Origin of the sequence: Frankia sp. BMG5.23 (assembly GCF_000685765.2) — a bacterium.
Taxonomy (GTDB): domain Bacteria; phylum Actinomycetota; class Actinomycetes; order Frankiales; family Frankiaceae; genus Frankia; species Frankia casuarinae.
The window spans coordinates 1-24,126 of record NZ_JDWE01000014.1 but is presented as its reverse complement, the minus strand read 5'-3'; the positions used below and the strand labels follow the sequence as shown (position 1 = coordinate 24,126).

The 24,126-nt window shown below is 70.5% G+C and carries 17 protein-coding genes and 1 tRNA gene; 10 read left to right on the top strand and 8 right to left on the bottom strand.

The window, feature by feature from the left end; translation table 11 throughout:
- Positions 1-121 precede the first annotated feature (121 nt).
- Entirely contained in the window at positions 122-1,465 is a 1,344-nt protein-coding gene (locus BMG523DRAFT_RS08890) for a glycosyltransferase family 4 protein (RefSeq protein ID WP_011438699.1), read from the top strand.
- A gap of 37 nt (positions 1,466-1,502) precedes the next feature.
- Here the strand turns inward: BMG523DRAFT_RS08890 and BMG523DRAFT_RS08885 are convergent, their stop codons facing one another.
- The 4 genes from BMG523DRAFT_RS08885 to BMG523DRAFT_RS08870 all read right to left on the bottom strand — a co-directional run bounded on the left by BMG523DRAFT_RS08885 (position 1,503) and on the right by BMG523DRAFT_RS08870 (position 5,988).
- Entirely contained in the window at positions 1,503-2,501 is a 999-nt protein-coding gene (locus BMG523DRAFT_RS08885) for a PIG-L deacetylase family protein (protein WP_232234820.1), read from the bottom strand.
- 153 nt (positions 2,502-2,654) lie between these two features.
- A tRNA-Gly gene (locus BMG523DRAFT_RS08880) sits at positions 2,655-2,728 on the bottom strand.
- 87 nt (positions 2,729-2,815) lie between these two features.
- On the bottom strand, positions 2,816-5,230 hold the full coding sequence (locus BMG523DRAFT_RS08875; protein ID WP_011438701.1) for a glycoside hydrolase family 65 protein: 2,415 nt from the start codon (positions 5,228-5,230) through the stop codon (positions 2,816-2,818).
- Positions 5,227-5,988 carry a beta-phosphoglucomutase family hydrolase gene (locus BMG523DRAFT_RS08870; RefSeq protein ID WP_011438702.1) on the bottom strand — a complete coding sequence of 254 codons (762 nt, stop codon included), beginning with the start codon at positions 5,986-5,988 and terminating at the stop codon, positions 5,227-5,229. Before BMG523DRAFT_RS08870 ends, BMG523DRAFT_RS08875 begins: the two co-directional genes overlap by 4 nt.
- Positions 5,989-6,165: 177 nt before the next feature.
- Here BMG523DRAFT_RS08870 and dcd point away from each other — a divergent pair, with 177 nt between their 5' ends.
- Positions 6,166-6,765 carry a dCTP deaminase gene (dcd, locus tag BMG523DRAFT_RS08865; protein WP_011438703.1) on the top strand — a complete coding sequence of 200 codons (600 nt, stop codon included), beginning with the start codon at positions 6,166-6,168 and terminating at the stop codon, positions 6,763-6,765.
- A 79-nt stretch (positions 6,766-6,844) separates the two neighbouring features.
- Here the strand turns inward: dcd and BMG523DRAFT_RS08860 are convergent, their stop codons facing one another.
- Positions 6,845-9,064: a (Fe-S)-binding protein gene (locus BMG523DRAFT_RS08860; RefSeq protein ID WP_023840678.1), complete on the bottom strand. Its 2,220-nt coding sequence runs from the start codon at positions 9,062-9,064 to the stop codon at positions 6,845-6,847.
- A 660-nt stretch (positions 9,065-9,724) separates the two neighbouring features.
- Here BMG523DRAFT_RS08860 and BMG523DRAFT_RS08855 point away from each other — a divergent pair.
- From BMG523DRAFT_RS08855 to BMG523DRAFT_RS08820, 8 genes are all read left to right on the top strand, one after another.
- Positions 9,725-10,954, top strand: a complete 1,230-nt coding sequence (locus BMG523DRAFT_RS08855) for a nuclease-related domain-containing protein (protein ID WP_035729369.1) — start codon at positions 9,725-9,727, stop codon at positions 10,952-10,954.
- Positions 10,955-11,272: 318 nt separating this feature from the next.
- Entirely contained in the window at positions 11,273-13,102 is a 1,830-nt protein-coding gene (gene dnaK / locus BMG523DRAFT_RS08850) for a molecular chaperone DnaK (RefSeq protein ID WP_023840676.1), read from the top strand.
- Positions 13,099-13,914 carry a nucleotide exchange factor GrpE gene (grpE, locus tag BMG523DRAFT_RS08845; RefSeq protein ID WP_011438707.1) on the top strand — a complete coding sequence of 272 codons (816 nt, stop codon included), beginning with the start codon at positions 13,099-13,101 and terminating at the stop codon, positions 13,912-13,914. Before dnaK ends, grpE begins: the two co-directional genes overlap by 4 nt.
- A 102-nt stretch (positions 13,915-14,016) precedes the next feature.
- The gene (gene dnaJ / locus BMG523DRAFT_RS08840) at positions 14,017-15,207 is read left to right on the top strand and encodes a molecular chaperone DnaJ (RefSeq protein WP_011438708.1); all 1,191 of its coding nucleotides are present in this window, start codon (positions 14,017-14,019) and stop codon (positions 15,205-15,207) included.
- Positions 15,204-15,809, top strand: coding sequence for a heat shock protein transcriptional repressor HspR (locus BMG523DRAFT_RS08835; RefSeq protein WP_011438709.1), 606 nt, complete (start codon positions 15,204-15,206; stop codon positions 15,807-15,809). The genes dnaJ and BMG523DRAFT_RS08835 overlap by 4 nt, the downstream gene beginning before the upstream one ends.
- Positions 15,810-15,944: 135 nt before the next feature.
- Complete coding sequence (clpB, locus tag BMG523DRAFT_RS08830) at positions 15,945-18,554, top strand: ATP-dependent chaperone ClpB (RefSeq protein ID WP_011438710.1); 2,610 nt, start codon at positions 15,945-15,947, stop codon at positions 18,552-18,554.
- A 116-nt stretch (positions 18,555-18,670) separates the two neighbouring features.
- Positions 18,671-19,156 (top strand): PH domain-containing protein, encoded by a 486-nt coding sequence (locus BMG523DRAFT_RS08825; RefSeq protein WP_011438711.1) that lies wholly within the window; start codon positions 18,671-18,673, stop codon positions 19,154-19,156.
- Positions 19,153-20,484 (top strand): PH domain-containing protein, encoded by a 1,332-nt coding sequence (locus BMG523DRAFT_RS08820; protein ID WP_134350969.1) that lies wholly within the window; start codon positions 19,153-19,155, stop codon positions 20,482-20,484. Before BMG523DRAFT_RS08825 ends, BMG523DRAFT_RS08820 begins: the two co-directional genes overlap by 4 nt.
- Positions 20,485-20,516: 32 nt before the next feature.
- On the opposite strand, the gene BMG523DRAFT_RS08815 is transcribed toward BMG523DRAFT_RS08820, so the two are convergent.
- From BMG523DRAFT_RS08815 to BMG523DRAFT_RS08805, 3 genes are all read right to left on the bottom strand, one after another.
- Positions 20,517-21,614 (bottom strand): nucleotidyltransferase, encoded by a 1,098-nt coding sequence (locus BMG523DRAFT_RS08815; protein WP_011438713.1) that lies wholly within the window; start codon positions 21,612-21,614, stop codon positions 20,517-20,519.
- Between the two features lie 438 nt (positions 21,615-22,052).
- The gene (locus BMG523DRAFT_RS08810) at positions 22,053-22,652 is read right to left on the bottom strand and encodes a hypothetical protein (RefSeq protein ID WP_011438714.1); all 600 of its coding nucleotides are present in this window, start codon (positions 22,650-22,652) and stop codon (positions 22,053-22,055) included.
- Positions 22,645-23,940, bottom strand: coding sequence for an NAD(P)-dependent oxidoreductase (locus BMG523DRAFT_RS08805; protein WP_011438715.1), 1,296 nt, complete (start codon positions 23,938-23,940; stop codon positions 22,645-22,647). The genes BMG523DRAFT_RS08810 and BMG523DRAFT_RS08805 overlap by 8 nt, the downstream gene beginning before the upstream one ends.
- Positions 23,941-24,126 lie beyond the last annotated feature (186 nt).

Genomic DNA, 24,126 nt, shown 5'->3' with positions numbered 1-24,126 from the left:
AAGTTTCCCTCGATCCCCCCGGAACCGCGGGACCATGAAGACGTCACTCCCCCTCCCTGGAGTAACGTATTTACGCTATTAGTCTTACTCTCCCGTTACGGCACGGCAGAATCGGGGACACGTGGCGGAGTCATTGGGATCTTTCCAGGCGCTGTGCATTCTCTTCTTCTGCGAGCAGTACCCGCCCGTCGTCTGGGACGGCGCGGGCACCTACACCGCGGCGCTGGCCACGGCACTCGCGAAGCTCGGCCACGACGTCCACGTCCTGTGCGCCCAAGGGCGTCATGTCGTCGACTCGGTGGAGGACGGGGTGCACGTCCACCGGCGCCCGTTACTACGGGTGCCGGTCAGCCGCGGGCTGGGAAAGCTCGGCGCCCAACTCCGGGGACCCCTGTACCCGCGTGACTCGCTGGCGCTGCGGGCCAGCCTCCCGCTGTCCTATAGCTTGTGGATGCGTCAACTCGGACTCAGACCAGACGTGATCGAGACCCAGGACGGGGAAACCCGCGGCCTGATCCAGGCCATACGTCGCTCCACGCCGCTCGCCATCCACCTCCACTGCCCGACCATGCTCACGGTCAGGCTTTCCGGCCAGCCGGTCGGGTTGAAGGGCCTGGTCGCCGACCGGCTGGACCGGACATCGGCGAGCCTGGCCGCCGTGGTCACCTCACCGTCGCAGCTGCTCGTCGACACGCTGCGGGAGCAAGGCTGGTTGGGTGACCGTGAGGTGGAGGTGATTCCCAATCCGTTCGACGCCGAGCCGTGGCTCGACATACCCGACGTCGCCGACACCACGCCGACAGTCGCCGTCGTGGGTCGACTCGAGGCCTACAAGGGCGTGGACGTGCTGCTCGACGCGTCGGCCCGCCTTCGTGGCGCGGGGGTGGCGCACCGGCTGGTGCTCGCGGGACGCTCGGCGGGTGAGATCAACGGGGTGCCCTCGGGCGAGTGGCTGGCCCGCCGGGCCCGCCAGCTTGAGCTGGACGTCGAGTTCACCGGGCACCTGTCCGGTTCTCAGATCCGCGACGTCTACCGGCGGGCCCGTGTCGTCGCCGTGCCGAGCCGCTTCGAGAGCTTCTCGATCGCGGCCGTCGAGGCGATGGCGGCCGGCCGGCCGGTGGTGACCACGACCCGGGCCGGAGTCGCGCCCTTCGTCGAGCGGTGGGAGGCCGGATCCTCGGTACCGGCCGGCGATCCGGTGGCGCTGGCGGATGCGCTGGCGCCGTTCCTGCTTGACCCCGCGCGGGCGAGCGCGTTCGGGGCACGGGGGCGCCTCGGCGTGGTCGAGATCGAGCCCTCGGCCATCGCTCGCCGCAAGGTCGAGGCGTACCAGCGCGGCATCGCCCACTTCGACACCCGCAACCGGCAGCAACACCCCCGGCCGAGCCACGCGGCCGCCGATTTATACCCCGACCTGTCCCGGGAACGGCGCCGCCACCGGCACTGGCCCGCAGCCCGGCCCTGAGGTGGCACCCGGCCCTGAGGTGGCGCTCGCAGGCTGACTACCGGCTGCCCCGTACCTGGTGACCGGCCCGCCACGGCCGCTCGAAGTCGAGGTGCCGCAGCGCCCCCGCGGCGACGTAGACCTCGTACGGACTCCCCAGGGTCGCGAGCAGGGAGCCGGTCACCGGGGTGGCGGCGTCGGACGCCGCGTCGTCCTCCCCCACCTGGGTGGCGTGCTCCGCGAGGGCCCTGCGCTGCCGCGCCCGGAAACCGCGGGCGTCCACGAGCAGCGGGCGGCGTTCCCGCAACCGGCGGACCGGCTGGACGAACAGACGCTCAGCCGACCAGCCCGCCGTCCCGTAACCCAAGGTCCAGGGCCAGTGCGTCCAGAACCAGACGGTGTATTCGAGCACCTGGCCGCGATAACCGGTGGTGGCGACCGCTCGGCGCACCGCCTCGTTGGTCGCGTCGTGGTCCGGGTGCCCCTCGCACGAGGTCGGCGCCAAGATCTGCTCGGGCGCGAGGGTCTCGATGAGCTCGGTGAGCCGCGCGGCGATGGCGTCGATCCGGTCGGAGAGCTCGGCGTCGGGGAAACCAAGAAAGCGCACGTCGGACTCGTCAACGTCCAGCAGGGTGCAGGCCCGGCGAGTCTCCGCCTTGCGCACCTCGATCAACTCCGCTGGCGGGAGCGTCACCGGCTCCGCGCGGGAGCCGTCGCTGACAATCACCACCGTGACCGGGGTGCCGGCGGCCCGCTTACGCATGATGGCCACCGCGCAGCCCAGCGTCTCGTCGTCGGGGTGTGGTGCGACGACGAGACACGACCTCGTCGTCATGGACGAGGTGATGTCGATGCCTCGCCGGGTCCAGGCCCGGCGCCACAGCGACCGCGCCGGCACCATCACCCGGTCGCGCACCGTCTCCGGATCACCCGGGATCACCCGCCGGACCACCTTCGCCACGTTCATCCCGTCGACCTCCCGTATGGCGGCGAACACCGGCCAGCGGACGCGATCCGAGATCGACGCCGTGGCCGCGCTCACTGTAGCGACCGCCACCGACATTCCGCCCTCGGGTGGTGTTCCCGCAGGTCCTCGCCATGTTCGTTCACGAGACGCCGATGGGCGCAGGGCAGTTCTTCGCCGGGTTCGGCCCCAGCAGACATGGCGAAAAGACCTGGTCAGACCCCGTCTGACACACGTCTCCCAGAGTGGAGCGGGCGACGGGAATCGAACCCGCGTTGCAAGCTTGGGAAGCTCGTGTTCTGCCTCTGAACTACGCCCGCGTAGCGCATTCGCATCGTACCGGACGGACCGGGTCGGGTGGGGCCCCGGGCTGTCCGGCGCGTCCGGCGCGTCCGGCGCGTCCGGAGTCAGCCGTCGATGCTGTTGACGGAACCGCTAGGGCCGGTAGGACCGATACGGCCGCCGGTCCCGGGCAGGCGCAGGAAGCGCAGCGGCTCCCGGCCCGAGGGCTGCTTCGGCCGTTCCAGGACGGGCGTCGGCGGGACCTCCATGCTGACCGGCTGGCCGGGAACCACCCGGACGGTCTTGCCGTGGTGCAGCAACGTCATCGCCGGCCCCGCGGGGACGGTGTAGACGGCCGTCGAGTCGGAGACCTCCACCCGCAGGTGCCGCCCGCGGACACAGAGCCCGAAGGCCAGCCTGGTCAGTCCCTCGGGCAACCGCGGCGCGAACGAGATCACCTCACCGCCGTCACGCAGCCCACCGAAGCCCTCGACGAGGGCGATCCAGCTTCCCGCGAGGGAGGCCATGTGCAGCCCATCTCCGGTGTTGTGCTCGATGTCATGCAGATCCATCAGGGCGGCTTCGCGCAGGTAGTCATGGGCGAGCGACAGGTGCCCACACTCAGCGGCCAGCACCGCCTGGGAGCATGCCGACAGTGACGAGTCCCGAACCGTCAGAGCTTCGTAGTAGGCGAAGTTGCGGATCTTCTCGTCCATCGTGAAGGCGTCACCCCGGCGCTGCATCGCCAGGACCAGGTCCGCCTGCTTGATGACCTGCTTGCGGTAGAGGTCGAAGTACGGGAAGTGCAGCAGCAGAGGGTACTGCTCGGGCGCGGTGTTCGCGAAGTCCCAGACCTGGTGTTCGGTGAATCCCTCGGACTGCGGATGGACGCCGAGATGGGGGTCGTAGGGGATGAACATGTTCTCGGCCGCGTCCCGCCAGGACGCCGTGACCTCGGCGTCCACGCCCAGCTCGGCGGCCCGGTCGGGATGGCGGCGGGCGGCGTCCGCCGCGGCCACGAGGTTCCGCTGCGCCATCAGGTTCGTGTAGACGTTGTTGTCGGCGATGGCCGAGTACTCGTCCGGGCCCGTGACACCGTCGATCCGGAAGCGGCCGTCGAGGTCGTGATGTCCCAGCGACCGCCACAGCCGGGCGGTCTCGATCAGGATCTCCAGCCCCACCGTGCGCTCGAACCGCTCGTCCCCGGTGATGGTGACGTAGCGGGCGACCGCGTCGGCGATGTCGGCGTTGACGTGGAAGGCGGCCGTCCCGGCTGGCCAGTATCCGGAGCACTCCTCTCCGTGGATGGTGCGCCAGGGGAAGACGGCGCCCTTCAGATTGAGCAGATCGGCTCGTTCCCTGGCCAGCGGCAGAGTCGCGTACCGCCAGCGCAGCGCGTCGGCGGCCGCGTCGGGCGCGGTGTACGTCAGGACGGGGAGCACGTACGACTCGGAGTCCCAGAAGGCGTGCCCGTCGTAGCCGGGGCCGGTCAGGCCCTTGGCCGGGATCGCCCGCCGCTCGGCCCGCGATCCGGCCTGCAGGACGTGGAACAGCGCGAAGCGAACGGCCTGCTGCACCTCCGGATCGCCGTCGACCTCGACGTCGGCCCGCTTCCAGAAGGCATCCAGGTACTGCCGCTGCTCGGCGACGAGACCGGGCCACCCGGTCTGCCGCGCTGCGACCAGCGCCGCGGCCGCTTGGTCTCTGAGGGCCGGCAGGGACCGTTGCTCCGACCAGCCGTAGGCGATGAACTTGACCATCCGCAGCTTCTCGCCCGGGGCGAGTACCGCCGTGGCCGTCACCCGGCCGGCGTCCGGCTCGCTCTCCGAGGAGACACCCAGCGAGTCCGGCCCGGCAAACTCGTGGTCCATGGCCGCGGCGACACGGATCTCGCTGCGGTGGGTGATGTGGACGAGCTCAACCATCGTGCCGCTCGCCCGATGGCGCTCGGATCGCAGCGGCGACTCCAGCGCGGACGCGGCCCGCGGGTCACCGTGCCAGGCCGGCAGCTGCTCGTTGGCCACCAGCTCCGACTGGATGACGACCCGCGCCGGGTCGCCCACCGGCTCGATCTCGTAGTACACGGCCGCGATGGAACGCTGCGAGAACGACACCAGCCGCTCGGAGTGCACCCGGATAGTCTGCCCCGCCGGCGAGACCCATTCCACGTCCCGCCGGAGCACGCCCTCCCGGAAGTCGATCGCCCGCTGATGCGACCGCAGATCGCCATAGCGGATGTCAAACGGCTCGTCGTCGACAAGTAGACGGATCACCTTGCCGTTGGTGACGTTGATGACCGTCTGGCCGGACTCTGGATATCCGTAGCCGGCCTCGGCATAGGGCAGGGGCCGCAGCTCGTGGACCGAGTTCAGGTAGGTGCCCGGCAGGCCGTGCGGATCGCCCTCGTCGAGGTTTCCCCGGAGCCCGATATGGCCGTTGGACAGGGCGAACAATGACTCGGAGCGGCCCAGATCGGAGATGTCGAGACCGGACTCCTGGATGGACCACGACTCGATCAGATAGGACGCTTTGTCGATCATTCGGGGCCGGGCCCGGAGCCGTGGCCGAGCAGGTCCGCCAGGTCGTTCACCACGATGTCGGCCCCGTGGGCGCGCAACGCGGCGGCGTGCCCCACCCGGTCGATCCCCACGACCCAGCCGAACCCGCCGGCCCGCCCCGCCTCGACGCCGGCCAGGGCGTCCTCGAACACCGCCGCCCGCCGCGGCGGCACCCCGAGCAGCCGGGCGCCGGCGAGGAAGGTGTCGGGCGCGGGCTTTCCGGCGAGGTGGTCACGGGCGGCAACGAGGCCGTCCACCGCTCCGTCAACGAGGGCGTCAAGCCCAGTCGCCTTCAACACCTCGGCGCAGTTGGCGCTGGAGGAGACGACCACGCGGGGGATCCCCCGCGTGGCCAGTTCCCGCAGATACGTCACCGAGCCGGGATAGATGTCCACGCTGTCCCTCCGAATCCGTTCCAGCAGGAGGAAGTTCTTCCGGTTGGACAGCCCATGCACGGTGAGCGCGGACGGCGGGTCGTCCGGTGTTCCGTCGGGAAGCCTGATGTGACGGGCGTCGAGAAAGGCTCGCACACCGTCGATCCTGGGCCGGCCGTCAACGTACTCGACATAGTCATGCTCGAGGTCGAAGGGGACGAACGGCTCTCCCGACCGCTTGGCCCAGTTCTCCAGGAAATCGTCGAACGTCTCTTTCCACGCGGCCGCGTGGATCGTCGCGGTGTTCGTCAGCACGCCATCCAGGTCGAACAGACATGCCTCGATGTGATCGGGTAGCCCGAGCATCCGTCCCGCCTGTCCCTTCCGCCCCAGCCTTCCCCGGGGGCACCCGTCCGACCGGGTATTCATCGACCGGCCACGTGCCTCCTACCCGGGTCACGCTCCGTCTCACTCTTCCACGCGGCCCCATCCTCCTCCGGGTGGACGGTGAAGATCGACCGCTCATGCTCTAACGTCCGGGACGTGCTGTTGTCCGACCGGGACATCCGGACCGAGATCGCCACGGGCCGGATCCGTCTCGACCCCCACGACCCTGGCCTCATCCAGCCGTCCAGCATCGATCTACGGCTGGACCGCTGGTTCCGGGTCTTCGCCAACCACCGGTACAGCCACATTGATCCCTCTCTTGAGCAGGAGGATCTCACCGAGCTCATCGCCCCGGAGGGCGACGAGCCGTTCGTCCTGCATCCGGGCGAGTTCGTCCTCGGCTCGACGCTGGAGATCGTCACCCTGCCCGACGATCTCGCCGGCCGGCTGGAAGGGAAGTCGAGTCTCGGCCGGCTCGGGCTGCTCACGCACTCGACGGCGGGCTTCATCGACCCCGGCTTCTCCGGGCACGTCACGCTGGAACTGTCGAACGTGGCGACGCTGCCGATCAAACTCTGGCCCGGCATGAAGATCGGCCAGCTCTGCCTGTTCCGGCTGTCCTCGCCGGCCGAGCACTCGTACGGCTCGACCATCTACGGTTCGCGCTACCAGGGTCAGCGCGGCCCGACCCCGTCGAGGGCCTACCGGGACTTCACCCGCGCACCGGTCCCGAACGGGGAGATCCCCCCAGGCTGACTTCCTTGTCTTTCAGCTTCCTCGCCTTTCCAGAGGGTTTTATGTCCGATTTATCCCTCTGGAAAGGCAGGGACGCAATTTAGCCGACAGGCTCGGCGGACGCCTCGGTCGGAGCCGCTGGCGCCGACGGCGCCAGCGAACGGGCCAGGAGCTGGGAGACGTCGAGTACCTCGACACCGTCCTTCGCCTCGCCGCTCAGCTTCTTCTCGGTGACGGCATCGGTGAGCATCACGATGCAGAACGGGCAGGCGGTGGACACGACGTCCGGGTCGAGGCCGAGGGCCTCCTCCATCCGGTCCACGTTGACCCGCTTACCGATCTTCTCCTCCATCCACATCCGCGCGCCGCCGGCACCGCAGCAGAAGCCGCGGTCCTTGCAGCGGTGCATCTCCTGGCCCCGGATGCCCGGAATCGCCGCCAGGATCTCCCGCGGCGGGGTGTAGACCTTGTTGTGCCGCCCGAGGAAGCAGGGGTCGTGGTAGGTGACCGACGACTCCACCCGGGTCACCGGTACCAGCTTGCGCTCCTCGACCAGTTTGCCGAGCAGCTGGGTGTGGTGGACGACCTCGTACTGACCGCCGAGGGCCGAGTATTCCCGGGCGAGGCTGTTGAAGCAGTGCGGGCAGGTGGCAACGATCTTCTTGACGCCCGTGGCGTTCAGCAGCTCGATGTTCGCCTTGGCCATCTCCTGGTACAGGTACTCGTTGCCGAGCCGGCGCGCCGGGTCCCCGGTGCAGGACTCGTTCGTACCGAGGATCGCGAACTCGACCCCGGCAGTGTGCAGGAGCTCCGCGAAGGCCCGCGCGACCTTTTTGGCGCGGTCCTCGATCGCCCCGGCGCAGCCGACCCAGTACAGGTACTCGACGTCGTCGGGGATCTGCTCACCGTCGCCGAGGACACGCACCTCGAAGGGCAGGCCCTCGGTCCACTCGGTGCGGGTCCGCGGCGAGACGCCCCACGGGTTGCCGTTGTTCTCAAGGTTGCGCAGCATGACGCCGGCCTCGGACGGGAACGCCGACTCGATCATCACCTGGTAGCGACGCATGTCGACGATGTGGTCGACATGCTCGATGTCCACCGGACACTGTTCGACGCACGCGCCGCAGTTGGTGCACGACCACAGGACGTCGGGATCGATGACCCCGCCCTCCTCCTCGGTGCCGACCAGCGGCCGGTCGACCTGCGGCTGACCGGGCTGCGGCACCCGGCCGAAGCCGGACTCGGGCACGTGGTGCACGGTGTGGGAGGCGGAGGCGTCCTCGGCGATCCCGGTGACCGCCTTCGGCGCCTCCTCACCCTCCGCCGCGCCTTCGGTGGACAGCAGGTAGGGCGCCTTGGCGAAGAGGTGGTCACGCAGATCCATGATCAACAACTTCGGCGACAGCGGCTTGCCTGTGTTCCACGCCGGGCACTGGCTCTGGCACCGCCCGCACTCGGTGCAGGTGGCGAAGTCGAGCATGGCCTTCCAGGAGAAGTCCTCGACCTTGCCGACGCCGACGACCGGCTCGTCCTCCTCCATCAGCTTCTCGATGTCGGGAGTGGTGGCCAGCGGGCCGAGGGCCACCGGCTGGCGCTTGAGCACGACGTTGATCGGGGCCAGGCCGATGTGCAGGTGCTTCGAGTAGACCACCAGCACCGAGAAGCCCATGATCACCGCGATGTTGAGCAGCAGGAAGGCCGTCTCGATGCCCTCGTTCACATCGTGGGAGAGACCGGAGAAGATGCGGCTCACAGCGTAGGACGCGAAGGCCCACTTCGTCTGGCCCTGCGGGAGGTTGCCGGTGTTGTACTGGGCACCACGGTAGAGCAGCAGCGTCACGATAACGGCGGTGATCAGGCCGAGGATGACCCAGGCCGGCCCGGTGTGCGAGCCGTAGAATCGCGACTTGCGCTCCAGCCGCGCCGGGGCGTTCTTCAACCGGATGATCGTGAAGGCGACCAGGCCGGCGAGGACCGCCACGGCGAAGAAGTCCTCGAGGAAGCCGATGGCCGCCCAGTGCCCGAATCCCGGGATGTGGAAGTCGTCGTCGAACAGGCCGCCGTAGGCCTCGATGACGGTCAGCAGCAGGATCGTGAAGCCCCAGAAGGTGAAGAAGTGGGCCGCCCCGGGCACCGACCACTTCAGCAGCTTGCGCTGCCCCCCGACCTCGCTGATCTCCGTCCAGACGCGGGTCGGCAGGTCGTCGAGCCGGCCCTCGGCCGGCTGGCCGGACCCGATCAGCCGGAACAGCCAGAAAACCCGACGCCCGGCAACCGCGAGAGCAATCAGCGTGATCGCTCCACCGATCGCAATTCTCACAGCATCCTCCATCTGGCACCCACTATCGCGGGCGAGCCTGCTCGTACCGACCAGCAACGTATGGGACGAGTGGCTCACGCCACCCGGACAAGTGGCCCGCGCCACCGTATGGGCGGGTCCGGTCCCAACCTCCCGGCCAACCCGTCTGTCCGGGTCCCCACCCCGGACGTAGGGGCACTATGAGGCCGACAGCGAACCCGCTCACCGTCGACCCTGCCACGACGTGGTCCGAGCGGCCCGATATAGGGGGTCCGAAGGCCCGATCGTCCGCGCGAGGTGCACGGGACTGCTACGTTCAGCGGCAGATGCCCAACCGACACGCAACGCCTCGCACCGTCACGACTACCACGGCGCCCCGGATCCCGCCATCCCGGAACGTCGCTCCCCCGCCGGGAGCCTCCCGGGCCGACGAGGTCAACCCTTGTGCCGGCAGGTGCTTCGACGCACCATAAGGACAGCCTTCGCCCACGGTGACCGGGCGATCGTGTGTCCCGCGGTGCTCGCCACCTTCACGTTGTGCCTGGGCCCGGTGCCAGCGCTGCCGCGACGACGCCCGGCGTGCTCCGGCGGACGGGCCCTACCGACGTTGACGACCCCGCGAACGACAACTCCGCGAACGACAACTCCGCGAACGACGACCCTGCGAACATGGTGGGCACGATGGCGACGATCACCCGGCCGACGATGACCCGAGTCGGCCGCCCTGGACACTCCCTGCAGACGGAGTACCTCCGGGCCAGGGAAAACCAGGCACTCGTGCGGCGGGACAAGCTGAGCCGCGAGGTACCCCGCACCGCGGTGCGCTCGGCCCTGGTAGGACTCGCTCTCGCCCTCGTCATCGGCTTCGGCCTAGGGCTGCCCACGGTCGCGGTCGTCGTGTTCCTGCTGGTCTTCATCGCCTGGCCGGCCGGGATCGTGATCGCCTCGTTCGGGACCGCCCCCGACGTCGAGTCGCTGCGCGAGGGGGCCGAGGCGGAGCGCAGGACCGCGCGCGCCATCGCCCGGCTGCGCCGCCAAGGGTACGTCATCCTGCACGACCGGGCCGTCCCCTACTCCGAGGCGACCATCGGTCACCTCCTGGTCGGGCCCGGCGGGGTGATGGTGCTCAGCAGCGACAACAACAAGGGCACCGTGCGGTACAAGAAGGGTGGGGCGACCTGTGACGGAGAGTCACTCAAACCCCCGATCGACCGCACCGCCTGGTTGGGTGGCGAGGTCCGCAACCAGATCCGCGCGGCACTGCCGATGCTTAAGATCCCGATAAGTCCGATCCTGGTGATGGTCGAGGCCAACGTCCTGTGGAGCGACGGCGCCCTCGACGGAGTGACGATCATCAGCATCAAGGACGTCGTCAACTACATCCGGCGCAAGCCCGGCCGACTCAACCCCGGTGAGGTCCAGCAGATCGTCGCCGCCACGGAACGGCTGTTTCCGGCCTACTCGGCCAACCGCCTCGCCGAACAGATCACCGTCGGTCGGGACCAGTGGCTGACCCTGATGGATGCGCTGCGCACGATCCGTGAGCGCGACGGGGACGCTTCCGAGATGCTCGACCGGCTCGCCCAGATCGAGTCCGACCTGGGCCGGCAGGCCGACCTCATCAACCGGACCGGAATGCCACTCGCGGTTCCCGGCCGGGCGGGCGCCGGCGAGGCCACGAGCGGCGGGCCGGACGGTCCGTCGGCTGCCGGCATGGGGCCGGTTCCCCGGCTCGGATCACGCGCGGGCGGACGGCCACGCCCGGGGGCCCGCCGCGGGCGCATCCTGGCCGCCGTCCGACCGCCCCGGGAGACGACGGACCCCGACGCCGGCCAGGCGCCCGGCGACGGTGCCGCGGGTGGCGACGATGCCGCGGGTGGCTCGGCCCCGCAGCCACCCGCCGGAAGCTGACGCTCTCCCGTTCCACCTCCCATTCCACGCCCTGCCGGCTCCTCCCGCCGGCTCCCCTTCCGGTCCCGCCCGGCGACGCTGGCGGGAATTTCCCGGCCACACATAAAGTTGAGCGTGTCAGGCTCACCTCTGTCGGGCTATGATGGGAGCCGTCATCATGAGTCAGAGCGACTCAATACACCGACCTGACTTAACGTTGGCGGAACCGAGGCTTCCCGGAGTGATCCTCAAGCCTCGGTTCACCGACAGGTTCCATCCCCACGAGGTCGGTGCGCCCGTCTGATCGGCGCCACCGACATGATCGAAAGGCACACAGACATGGCACGAGCGGTCGGTATCGACCTCGGCACCACGAACTCCGTCGTGAGCGTGCTCGAGGGCGGCGAACCCACGGTGATCGCCAACGCCGAGGGCTCCCGGACGACCCCGTCGGTCGTGGCTTTCGCGAAGAACGGCGAGGTCCTGGTCGGCGAGGTCGCCAAGCGTCAGGCGGTGACGAACGTCGAGCGCACCATCCGGTCGGTCAAACGCCACATGGGCACCGACTGGAAGATGAAGGTCGACGCGAAGGATCTCACGCCCCAGGAGATCAGCGCGTTCATCCTGCAGAAGCTGAAGCGGGACGCCGAGTCCTACCTCGGTGAGACGGTTACGGACGCGGTCATCACCGTCCCGGCGTACTTCGACGACGCCCAGCGTCAGGCCACCACCGAGGCGGGCACGATCGCCGGGCTCAACGTCCTGCGGATTGTCAACGAGCCGACCGCCGCGGCCCTCGCCTACGGGTTGGACAAGGGCGAGAAGGAGCAGACCATCCTGGTCTTCGACCTCGGTGGCGGCACCTTCGACGTCTCCCTGCTGGAGATCGGCGACGGTGTCGTCGAGGTGAAGTCCACCTCCGGTGACACCCACCTCGGTGGTGACGACTGGGATCAGCGCATCACCGACCACCTGATCAAGACCTTCAACGGCCAGCACGGGGTCGACCTCGGCAAGGACAAGATGGCCCTGCAGCGGCTGCGGGAGGCCGCCGAGAAGGCGAAGATCGAGCTTTCGCAGTCCACCCAGACCGCGATCAACCTGCCCTACATCACCGCGTCGGCCGAGGGTCCCCTGCACCTCGACGTCTCGCTGTCGCGCGCCGAGTTCCAGCGGATGACCTCCGACCTCATCGACCGCTGCAGGCACCCCTTCCAGCAGGCGGTGAAGGACGCGGGGATCAAGGTCAGCGACATTGACCACGTCGTCCTCGTCGGTGGTTCCACCCGGATGCCCGCCGTCGTCGAGCTGGTCCGCGAGCTGACCGGGGGCAAGGAGCCGAACAAGGGCGTCAACCCGGACGAGGTCGTCGCCGTCGGCGCCTCGCTGCAGGCCGGCGTGCTCAAGGGCGAAGTCAAGGACGTCCTGCTCCTCGACGTCACCCCGCTCTCGCTCGGCATCGAGACGAAGGGGGGGATCATGACCAAGCTCATCGAGCGCAACACCACGATCCCCACCAAGCGCTCGGAGATCTTCACCACCGCCGAGGACAGCCAGCCCTCCGTGCAGATCCAGGTCTTCCAGGGCGAGCGCGAGATGGCCGCCTACAACAAGAAGCTCGGCATGTTCGAGCTGACCGGCCTGCCGCCCGCCCCGCGGGGCATGCCCCAGATCGAGGTCACCTTCGACATCGACGCGAACGGCATCGTGCACGTGTCCGCGAAGGACCTGGGCACCGGCAAGGAGCAGTCGATGACCATCACCGGCGGCTCGGCGCTGCCGAAGGACGACATCGACCGCATGGTCCGCGACGCCGAGCAGTACGCCGAGGAGGACCGCAGGCGCCGGGAGGAGGCCGAGACCCGCAACAAGGCCGAGACGCTCGTCTACTCGACCGAGCGGTTCCTCGCCGAGAACGGCGAAAAGATCGACGCCGCGGTGAAGAGCGACGTGGAGGAGAAGCTCGGCACGCTGCGGGGCGCCGTCGCCGGCACCGACACGGCGGCGATCCGCGAGGCGGCCGACGCGCTGGCCGCGGCGAGCCAGGCGATGGGCCAGGCCATGTACGCGCAGGCCGCCCAGGAGGGCGCGGGTGCCTCCGGCGGCGCCGGAGCAGCCGACGACGACGTGGTCGACGCGGAGATCGTGGATGAGGAGGACAAGAAGTGACCTCAGGCCAGGCCGCGGACTGGTGGGGTTCGTCTCGGCCCGACGGCCGGGACGAGGCCGAAGAGCCCCCGGTGGTGGTGCGGGACCGGCGCCGGATCGATCCGGAGAGCGGCGAGGTCCGGCCGGAGGCGGCCGCGCCTCCCGGCCCGACGGCCACGGAGGTTCCACCCGCCGGAGTCCCGGCGGGTGAGGGTGACGGTGAGCTCGTGGCGTCGCTGCGCCAGCAGGTCACCGAGCGGACCGCGGACCTGCAGCGCCTGAAGGCCGAGTTCGACAACTACCGTCGGCGGGTCGAGCGAGACCGTCAGCAGATCGGCGAGCAGGCGACGGCGAAACTGCTGGCGAGTCTGCTGTCGACCCTCGACGACATCGGCCGGGCTCGTGACCACGGCGATCTGGAAGGCCCGTTCAAGGCGATCGCGGAGGCCCTGGAGGCGGCCCTGGAGGCGACCGGGCTGGAGCGCTACGGGGCGAAGGGCGACGAGTTCGACCCGTCGGTCCACGAGGCCCTGATGCACTCCTACCGGTCGGACGTGAGCGGGCCGACCTGCGTGGACGTCTTCCGGGCGGGTTACCTGCACGCGGGCAAGGTGTTGCGGCCCGCGCAGGTGTCGGTCGCGGAACCGTCGGGCGAGGTGGACGAGATCGTCGATCAGCCGGTCGAGGCGGAGGTCGTCGCCGGGGCCGGCGAGGTGCCGGGGAGCGGCCCGGGCCAGGCAGGCGGACCGCCGGATCGGCCGACATCGGTCCCCGATGACACGGGCAGTGTGCCCGGCCCGGACAACGGCGGGCCCACTGTCAGCGCCGGCTGAAAAGGGGAGCCAGGTCCGTCCGGCCGTCCGCGAGCCGGGGTCTGACGGACACGGCGGGCCACCGCCTCGCGCGGACGACATCATGAGGGAAGGAGGGGCGCCGTGAGTGTTCGCGACATGGTCGAGAAGGACTATTACGCCGCTCTCGGCGTTCCAAAGGACGCCTCGGCGACCGACATCAAGAAGGCGTACCGCGGGCTGGCCCGTGAGCTGCACCCCGACAAGAACCCGGGGGACGCCAAGGCCGAGGCGCGCTTCAAGGAGGTCTCCGAGGCCTACGACGTTCTCTCGGACGAGGGCCGTCGACGGGAGTACGACGAGGCCCGCGCGCTGTTCGCGGCCGGCGGTCGTCCCGGCGGCGGCTTCGGCGGGCCTGGCCGAGCCGGGGGTTACGGCGGGTTCGGCGCGCCCGGCACGGGCTACGGCAGCGGGCCGAACCTCAACCTCGACGACCTTCTCGGGGGGGCGAACGGCGGCCTCGGCGGCATCTTCGACAACCTGTTCCAGCGGTCGTCACCCGGACGCGGTCCGCGTCGGGGTGCCGACATCGAGGCCGAGGTCACGATCCCCTTCGAGAAGTCGCTGACCGGCCTGGAGGCGTCGGTCCGGCTTCCCGGGGCCGCGACCTGTACCACCTGCACCGGCAGCGGGGCGCGTCCCGGCACGACGCCGCGCACCTGCCCGACCTGCCGTGGGCTAGGTGTGGTCTCCCGCTCCCAGGGTGGCTTCGCGCTCTCCGAGCCCTGCCGCGACTGCCTGGGCAAGGGCACCCTGATCGACCATCCCTGCCCGGACTGCCGGGGCACCGGCCGGCGTGAGCGTGAGCAGCGCATCCGCATCCCAGCCGGGGTGAGCGACGGACAGCGGCTGCGGGTCCGGGGGCGTGGTATACCCGGCGAACGGGGCGGACCGGCCGGCGACCTCGAGGTGACGGTGCACGTGCTGCGCCATCCGGTGTTCGAGCGGGAGGGGAGCAACCTGGCGATTACTCTCCCCGTGACGATCACCGAGGCCGCGCTCGGCGCATCGATACGGGTGCCGACCCTGGACGGTGCTCCGCTCACGATGAAGGTGCCGGCGGGGACCTCCAGCGGTCGACGCCTGCGGGCCCGCGGGCGGGGTGTCCCCACAGCCGGAGGCGGGAACGGGGACCTCATCGTCACCCTCGAGGTGACGGTACCGAAGCCGAGTGATCTCTCGCCACGGGCACGTACGGCGTTGCTGGAGTTCGCCCAGGCCCATCCCGAGGACCCACGGGCGCCGTTGATGGAACGGATGGAGGCAGGCGGATGACCGGGCGGCCGAACCGCACATCCGACCCGCCGCCCGCCCGGCGTGGGCGAGCGACGGGAACAGGGCGAACAATGGGGGCAGGGCGAACAGGGGAACGGCAGCTCCAGCGGGGGCCGGCGGCGTCCCCCACCGAGGTTCGGCCGGACACCGAGGTTCGACCGGAGGGCTACTACCCCGCCGGCCCGCTGCCGGGTCCGGCCCACGACGAGGACGCACCGGTCTACGTCATCTCGATCGCCGCGCAGCTCGCCGGGATGCATCCCCAGACCCTGCGGTCCTACGACCGGCTCGGGCTGGTCACGCCTGGGCGCACGGCCGGGCGGGGGCGTCGTTACTCCGCCCGGGATGTGGCGTTGCTGCGCGAGGTGCAGCGACTGTCCCAGGAGGAAGGCGTCAACCTGGAGGGGGTCAAGCAGATCCTCCGGTTGAGCGCCCAGGTGATGGCGCTGCAGGCGCAGGTGCGTCAGCTCACCGAGGAGCTCGCCCGGTCCCGCGCCGACGCGGACCGCGCGGTGGCCGAGGCGCATGCCAGTCACCGGCGTGACCTCGTCCCGGTGGATCGCGGCGCGCTCGTGGTCTGGCGGCCGCTGCCCCGCCGCTGACCGGCCGGGGCGGAGCCGGCGAACGGATGCGGGAGGTTCATCGCGGCGCGCCCGCAGGGTTGAGTGGGAACGACTCAGGTATGCTGAGCGTTGAAAAAGCGACGGTGCACGCCATCCGACCATCTGGGATCCGCCATGAACGCTGAACGCCTCACCGCCCGGTCGCAGGAGGCACTCTCCGCAGCGATCAGTCGAGCCACCGCCGACGGGTCACCCCTCGTCGACCCCCTCCACCTGCTCAACGCCCTGCTCGAAGCGTCCGACGGGGTCGGCGCGGCACTGCTGGCGTCCGCGGGCACCTCGGTCGACACGGTGCGCTCCCGAGCCGAGGCCGCGGTGACGCGGCTGCCCCGCGCGACGGGCCTGAGCGTGTCCCCGCCGCAGCTGTCCCGCCAGCTCATCGCGGTGCTGAACAACGCCGAGCGGCAGGCCGGTCAGCTGGGTGACGAATACACTTCGGTCGAGCATCTGGTCGTGGCACTCGCCGAGGAGGGGGGCGAGGCCGGGCGGATCCTCACCTCCGCCGGCGCCACGCCCGACGCGCTGCGCGGCGCCTTCGAGAAGGTGCGCGGCGGCGCCCGGCGGGTGACCAGCCGGGACCCGGAGGGCTCCTACCGCGCGTTGGAGAAGTACTCCATCGACCTCACCGAGCGTGCGCAGCAGGGCAAGCTGGACCCGGTGATCGGCCGCGACGCCGAGATCCGCCGCGTCATCCAGGTGCTGTCGCGGCGGACGAAGAACAACCCGGTCCTCATCGGCGAGCCCGGGGTCGGCAAGACGGCCATCGTCGAAGGGCTCGCGCTGCGGGTCGTCGCGGGTGACGTGCCCGAGTCGCTGCGCGGCCGGCGCATCGTCTCGCTCGACCTCGGTTCGATGGTTGCCGGCTCCAAGCTGCGCGGCGAGTTCGAGGAGCGGCTGACCTCTGTCCTCAACGAGATCCGCGAGGCCGAGGGTCAGATCATCACCTTCATCGACGAGCTGCACACCGTCGTCGGCGCCGGTGCGGCGGAAGGAGCGATGGACGCCGGCAACATGCTCAAGCCGATGCTCGCCCGCGGCGAGCTGCGCATGATCGGCGCCACCACCCTGGAGGAGTACCGCACCCGGATCGAGAAGGACCCGGCGCTGGAGCGTCGCTTCCAGCCGGTCCTCGTCGGCGAGCCGACGGTCGAGGACACCATCGGCATCCTGCGCGGGCTCAAGGAACGCTACGAGGTGCACCACGGCGTGCGCATCACCGACACCGCGCTGGTCGCCGCGGCCACCCTGTCCGACCGCTACGTCACCGCGCGCTTCCTGCCGGACAAGGCGATCGACCTGGTCGACGAGGCCGCGTCCCGGCTCCGCATGGAGATCGACAGCCGGCCGGTGGCGATCGACGAACTCGAACGCGCCGTGCGCCGCCTGGAGATCGAGGACATGGCGCTGTCCAAGGAGAACGACGAGGCCTCCCGCGAGCGGCGGGGGCGCCTGCAGCGCGAGCTCGCCGACCGGCGTGAGGAGCTGTCGAGCCTGACGGCCCGCTGGCACCGGGAGAAGGATTCGATCTCCGAGGTTCAGAAGATCAAGGAGGAGCTGGAGAACGCGCGGCGCGCCGTGGAGCTCGCCGAGCGCGACCTCGACCTCGCCAAGGCCGGGGAGCTGCGGTACGGCACCATCCCGACGTTGGAGAAGCGGCTGTCGGCGGCAACCGACGCGCTGGCCGGCGCGGACTCCCCCGGTGGGGCGATGCTCAACGAGGAGGTCGGCCCGGACGACGTCGCCGAGGTCGTCGCCGCCTGGACCGGGATCCCGGCCGGTCGCCTCCTCGAAGGCGAGACGGCGAAGCTGCTGCGTATGGAGTCCGCGCTGCACGCGCGGGTCATCGGCCAGGACGACGCGGTGCGGGCCGTCTCCGACGCGGTCCGCCGGGCCAGGGCCGGGATCGCCGACCCGGACCGGCCGACCGGCTCCTTCCTCTTCCTCGGGCCCACCGGGGTCGGGAAGACCGAGCTCGCGAAGGCGCTCGCCGATTTCCTCTTCGACGACGAGCGGGCGATCGTGCGCATCGACATGAGCGAGTACGCCGAGAAGCACTCGGTGGCCCGTCTGATCGGCGCCCCACCCGGGTACGTCGGGTTCGAGTCCGGCGGTCAGCTCACCGAGGCGATCCGCCGCCGGCCATACAGTGTCATCCTGTTGGACGAGGTCGAGAAGGCCCATCCGGACGTCTTTGACGTCCTGCTGCAGGTTCTCGACGACGGGCGGCTCACCGACGGCCAGGGCCGCACGGTGGACTTCCGCAACACGATCCTCATCCTGACCTCGAACCTCGGGTCGCAGTTCATCGCGGACCCCACGCTCAGCCCGCAGGTGCGCCGCGAGTCGGTGATGGTCGCCGTGCGCGACGCCTTCAAGCCGGAGTTCCTCAACCGCCTCGACGACGTCCTCGTCTTCGACCAGCTGGGCCGGGACGAGCTGACCCGCATCGTCGATCTCCAGCTCGATCGGCTGCGGGCCCGGCTGCTCGACCGGAGGATCACCCTCAACGTCACCGACGCCGCCAAGGGATGGCTCTCCGACGTCGGCTACGACCCGGTGTTCGGGGCCCGTCCGCTGCGGCGGCTGGTCCAGACGGCGATCGGCGACCAGCTCGCCAAGGAACTGCTCGGCGGGCAGATCCGGGACGGCGACGAGGTGCTCGTCAACACCGCGCCGGACCGCTCGGGTCTGACGGTCAAGGCCGCCACCGTCAAGTCCCTCTGACGGGCCTCCCGGCGAATCGCCGCAGACCGGGCGAGGACCATCGTGGGGACGGCACGCCGTCGGTTCCTCGACCGATTCGGGCCGGACGTAGCGGATGTGCGACTTATCGTTGCGGAATGCACGACGCTCTTCTGCCGGATCCCGCGCAGTGGCGGGTCCTGCCACCGGGCCTACGGCGGCTTCGACGGGCGCTCCTGATCGTGGGAGCCGTCCCGGTGGTGGCGCTCACCCTGCTGATCACGGCGGCGTTCGGCGGCTGGCCCTGGATACTGATCACGGTGGCGCCAATCCTCGTGACGGGCTGGCTCTGGCGCTCGATCGGCCTCCGCTGGCAGGCCTGGCGCTATGCCGAGCGGGAGGACGATCTCCTGATCAGCCGCGGGGTGCTGACGCGTCGCCTGATCGTGGTGCCGTATGGCCGGATGCAGCTCGTCGACGTCACCGCCGGACCACTGGCGCGCCGCTTCGGCATCGCCAAGGTGCAGCTGCACACCGCGGCCGCGGACAGCGATGCCATCATCCCCGGCCTGGCCCCGGACGAGGCCGCGCGGCTGCGTGACGCGCTCACCGAACGCGGTGAAGCCCGGTCGGCCGGGCTGTGACGATCGAGCGGGGGTCCACCACCGGCGAAGCGCCGGCTCGGGCGACACGCCCCGGCCAGGACGGGTTTCACCGGCTGCATCCGCTCACCCCGTTCCTGCGCGGCTGGGTAATCGTCGTGGCGTTCATGGCGACGGTCGGCAGAAACCTCGCCGACGACGTCACCCCCCGCATCATCGGGCTCACCCTGATCTTCCTGATTCCCGCCGCCGGCACCTACGGATACTGCGCCTGGCGATTCACCCGCTACCGGGTCGAACGCGACAATCTTCGGCTCGATACCGGGCTCTTGGTCCGACGGACCCGCCATGTCCGGCTGGATCGGTTACAGTCGGTGGACATCGCTCAACCACTTCTCGCCCGGGTCACGGGGCTCGCCATCCTCCGGATCGATCTCGCCGGTAGGGAACGCTCCGAACTGGACACCGACTCCGGGTCCGACCTGCGGTACCTGTCGGTGGGTCACGCCCAGCGGCTGCGGGCCGAGCTGCTGGCCACCGCCGCGGGACTCGCGCCGGACGTGGGCGAGGCACCGCAGCGCCCACTCGCCGAGGTGCCGCCACGGCGGTTGGTGGCCGCGATCGCGCTGTCCCCCGCGCCGTGGGTGGCGTTGTTCGGCGCGGCCGCGATCGCCACGCCCGCCCTGCTGACCGGTACCCTCACCGGCGCCCTCGGCGCCGTTCCGATGCTCGGCAGCCTCTGGCACACGACGTTTCGCCGGTTCGCGGCCGGCTACCCCTACACCGTCTCCGAGTCACCCGACGGGCTGCGCATCAACAGCGGTCTGCTCAACCGCACCCACGCCACGGTCCCGCCGGGACGGGTCCAGGCGATCAGCATCGGCGAACCGGCGCTGTGGCGCTGGTCGGGCTGGGTGACGCTCCGGATGAACGTGGCCGGCGGCGGGCCCTCCGTGCTGCTACCGGTGGCTCGCCGGGCGGATGCGCTGGCCCTGATCGGCCGGCTACTGCCCGGAGTGGATGTCGCGGCGGTGGCGATGACCCGGCCGCCACGCCGGGCCGCCTGGCTCGCCCCGCTCCACTGGCGGCGGCTGTCCTGCGGAGCGGACGACACGGTCTTCGTCGTACGCCGGGGAATCGTCCGGCGGCACACCGATCTCATCCCCCACGGTAAGGTGCAGAGCATCCGGATCGTGCAGAATCCGCTGGCCAGACTGCTACGGTTGGCCGACATGCACCTCGATACCACCGGCGGCCCGGTGACGGTGCGGGCCGGCCTGCGCGACGCCGACGAGGCGGTCTCGCTCGCCGCCGCACAGGCCGAACGATCCCGGATCGGTCGGCGCCACGCCGTACGGACCGCTGGATGAGCCGGGGCGCCGGGTAAACGGAGCCCCCGCCCTCAGCCGAACGTGGGGAACTCCGGCCCGAAGAGGGAACCCCACAGATTCACGGCCTCCTCGTGATCGCCGGCCTGTTCCGCGTCCACCGCCTTCGCCGAGTAGATCCGGGCGAGCCGGACACTCTCGGCCAACGCCTCGATGTCCTCGGCGCGTAGATACGACGACAGGTCCCCGCCGACGTCGGCCGGGTCGGCCACGGTGAGGCCGACATCGTCCAGATGCCGGAAGACCTCGGCGAGCCCCTGCCGGGTGTTGAGCCCGCGGCCGGCGAGGACCTGCCCGGCGAGCGCCTCGATGTGGAAGGAGCGCAGGTGGCTGCCGCGTACCCGGTTCCACGCCTTGAGCAGGCGGACCGCCGAGATCACCCGGGGGCCGAGGTCCGCCGTCCAGCTCGTGTGCCGCTCCGGCCGGGTCGGCAGCCAGCCACCGACCCGATCGGGTATGACGTACCCGGCACGCGGATGATCGAAGGCCGGCACCAGATGGACGTCCGGAGGGGCGTCGTAGACGATGCGCAGCGCCTGGCCGCGGCTACCGATCGTCTGGATTCGATCTCCGCCGATGGCGTTGCGCACGCAGAGCAGCAGGTCGCGGGAGTCCCAGCGGAAACGCTTCCAGGCGCTGTTGGCCGCCGAGAAGACCGCGAAGATGTCCACCTCGTCGAGCGGACGGATCATGGTGTCCCGACCCGCCGAGCCGATCGTGGCGACCCCGACCAGCGGCAGCGCGCAACGAGGCGGGAAGATCGCGCGCAGCGCCCGCTCCGCCTCGTCGCGGCGAGCCGCGACGACGGCACGGTCCTCGGCACCGAGACGGATCAGGTCGTCGAGTTTCGCGAAGGCACGCGCCGTGGTGCCGACCAGCAGCGGGCCCGTCAACGGACCCGTCAACGGACCGGTTGTCGGGTTGATCGGCGACGTCGAGCCGGCCGCGGCAGGCTCGGCGCGGGGGCCTCCCTCGGAGGGGAACAGAGCGTTGAGCGTCCCCGGCGCCGACTCCTTCGGCCGACGCCAGTCCGGCGGAATGATCAGATGATCGTACGTGACCTCGCTCGGCCGGACTCCGGCCGGTGTTCCCCGAGGGGTATCCACACTCATGGTGCTGACCTCCCAGGCGCAGGTGGCGCCGGACCGTTCGGGCTCCCCTCCCCGGGCACGCGACGGCCCTCCCACGGACCCCCACGGACGCCCCGCCCAGCTTCGGCCCGTCGGCCATTGGTCGCGACATCGCCTTACATGGTGCCCCAGGGCATCACAGTCTGAACAGGGGGCTGTCTGCGCGGCGTGTTCACCACTCTCCTCGTGACGGCGAAAAAATGAGCCGGGAGCTGTCACCCAGCCGACAACACAGCATGGTAACGGTACCGTCACAATGACCTTCCGCCACACCGCGAAAGGCGGCTGGACATGGGTTTTGCCCGTTCGGGCCGGATGACGGCCGAATCCGGACGGTACCGGAACGGTCGGCGGTGACTCGCGACGTCAGGCCCAGGCGAAGCCCGACGCCCGATAACGTTGCGTGACAAACCTCAATGGTCAACTTGGCGGCGGACGCAGCCAGATCCGCCACCAATCGGCGACCAACACACTCGTTGGCACGAACGAGGTCGCCTGCGCGAGACGCTTCCCCACGCTGTCCCCGCGCCGGATCCGCGTCTCCACCAGAGCGCCGCGGTATTCGAACCATCCCGCGACCGCGCGGATCGCCTCGGTGGCGTAGCCGCTGCGCCGGCAGCCGAGCGCGATCGACACCCCGACCACCACCCGCCGGCCGTGGGTCTCCGCCGCGAGCAGGCCCACCGCCGCCGATCCTGGCTGGCGACCCGGCTGGCGACCCGGCTGGCGACGCAGCACCCAGGTCAGGACCATGTGGCCGGCGCTCGCCCGACGGCGTAGTTCGCGCCGCAGCGCCCCCGCCGGATCGTCGGGATCGGGCGCCCCCGCGGCAGGATCGGTCCCGACGATTCCGCCGAAGGGGCCGGATCCGTCACCGGAGGCGCCACGCGTGCCTGATCGCGGGGGGATGACCGTGAACGCCAGCGAGGGCGCGAGCTCCTCGGCGACGTATCCCGCGTTCCAAATGGTGAGCGGGAGTGCGAGTAGTCGGGAGGTGGTGAGTGTAGGGCCCTCACCCACGACGGGACGGCTCCCGGACCCCGAGCAGACCCCGTTCCCGGAGCCAGGACTCGGTGCGGTTCATGCCCTCGGGCAGCCGCACGACCGGCGACCATCCCGTCCGGGCCCGGATCTTCTCGATGGAGAGGCCCGCGTCGCGGGTCAGGGCGCGCACGGTGAGCGGACCGAGGTCCACCCGGGCGCGGGGATCGACTCCGGCCACCAGACGGGCACCTACACCGCGGATCAGGCCCGGTCCCCGCCGCGACGTCGCCGAGTTCACCGGAACGGCCGGGGCCGCCGGGGCCGCCGAGCCCGCTGGCCGCACCGAGGTCGTCGAGACCGCCGGGACCGGGTGGGTGGGGAGGGGTGGCGTCTCGGCCGCGGAATCGTCCACACCTCGCCTTCGGTAACCCTCCGCGAACGAACAGACACGATCAATCGCGTCGACCGCTCCGAAGACCCTGGCCGGTACGGAGCGGGGCGCCGCGATCGCGAGCATCTGACAGTAAAAGGTGAAGAAGTCGGCGGCAGACACCGACTCCCCCCCGGTCACGTGCAGCACCTCACCGGCGACCGCCGACCGGTCCGCACCGGCGACGGTGGTCACCGCCGTGACCACGTCGTCGACATGCACGGGGCTGAGCACACCCCAGCCGCCGTCGACGAGGACGAACCGCCCGGCCCGCATCAGCAGCACCGGCCAGAGGGTCCAGCGACCGGCCCGGGGACCGTAGGCATCCCCGATCCGTAGGACGGTCGCGCCGAGTCCGTGCGCAGCGGCCGACCCGACCGCCTGTTCCGCGGCGGCCATGGCGTCGGCGCGGACGTCGCCGGTCAGTCCGATCGGCGTGGTCTCGTCCAATGATCGGCCGACGGCTCGCGCGGGCCTGCGGTCCCCGGTCCCGCCGGGGACCGGGCCACTCGTCCGGGCAAGCACGTCCACGCAGGAGAGATGGACGAAGCGGTCGACCCCGGCCCGACCCGCGGCGTCGAGCAACGCCGCCGTGGCGCCGAGGGTCACCCGCCGGATCTCGGCGTCGGACACCCGTACCGGCGCTCCGGCTCGGCCGGGACGCACCGGGGTCAGTTCCGCGACGCCACCGGTCCCGATGGCGGCGGCATGGATCACCAGCTCCGTGCCGTAAAAGGCCTTCTCCCACTCACCGGGACGGCTGACGTCGGCCTGCATGACACCCGGCGCGCGCCGGATGTCGATGGCGACAACGTCGTCACCGCGCCGCCGCAGCGCGTGGGCCAGCGCTCCGCCGAGGAAGCCGGCCGCGCCGGTGACCACCGCCCGAACCAAGGTCGCTCCTCCTGCCAGGATCACCCTCGCCGACGGCGCTGCCGCGCGGCCCGCCGGCCCGTCCACCGGCTGGGTCCGCGGGTTTTACCACGCTCGCTGCCGTGCTCGCTGCCGTCGGCGACGACCCGACCCTACGGGATCGACTACTGATCAGGACCGGGACATCCCCGCGAGTCGGGAGGATCG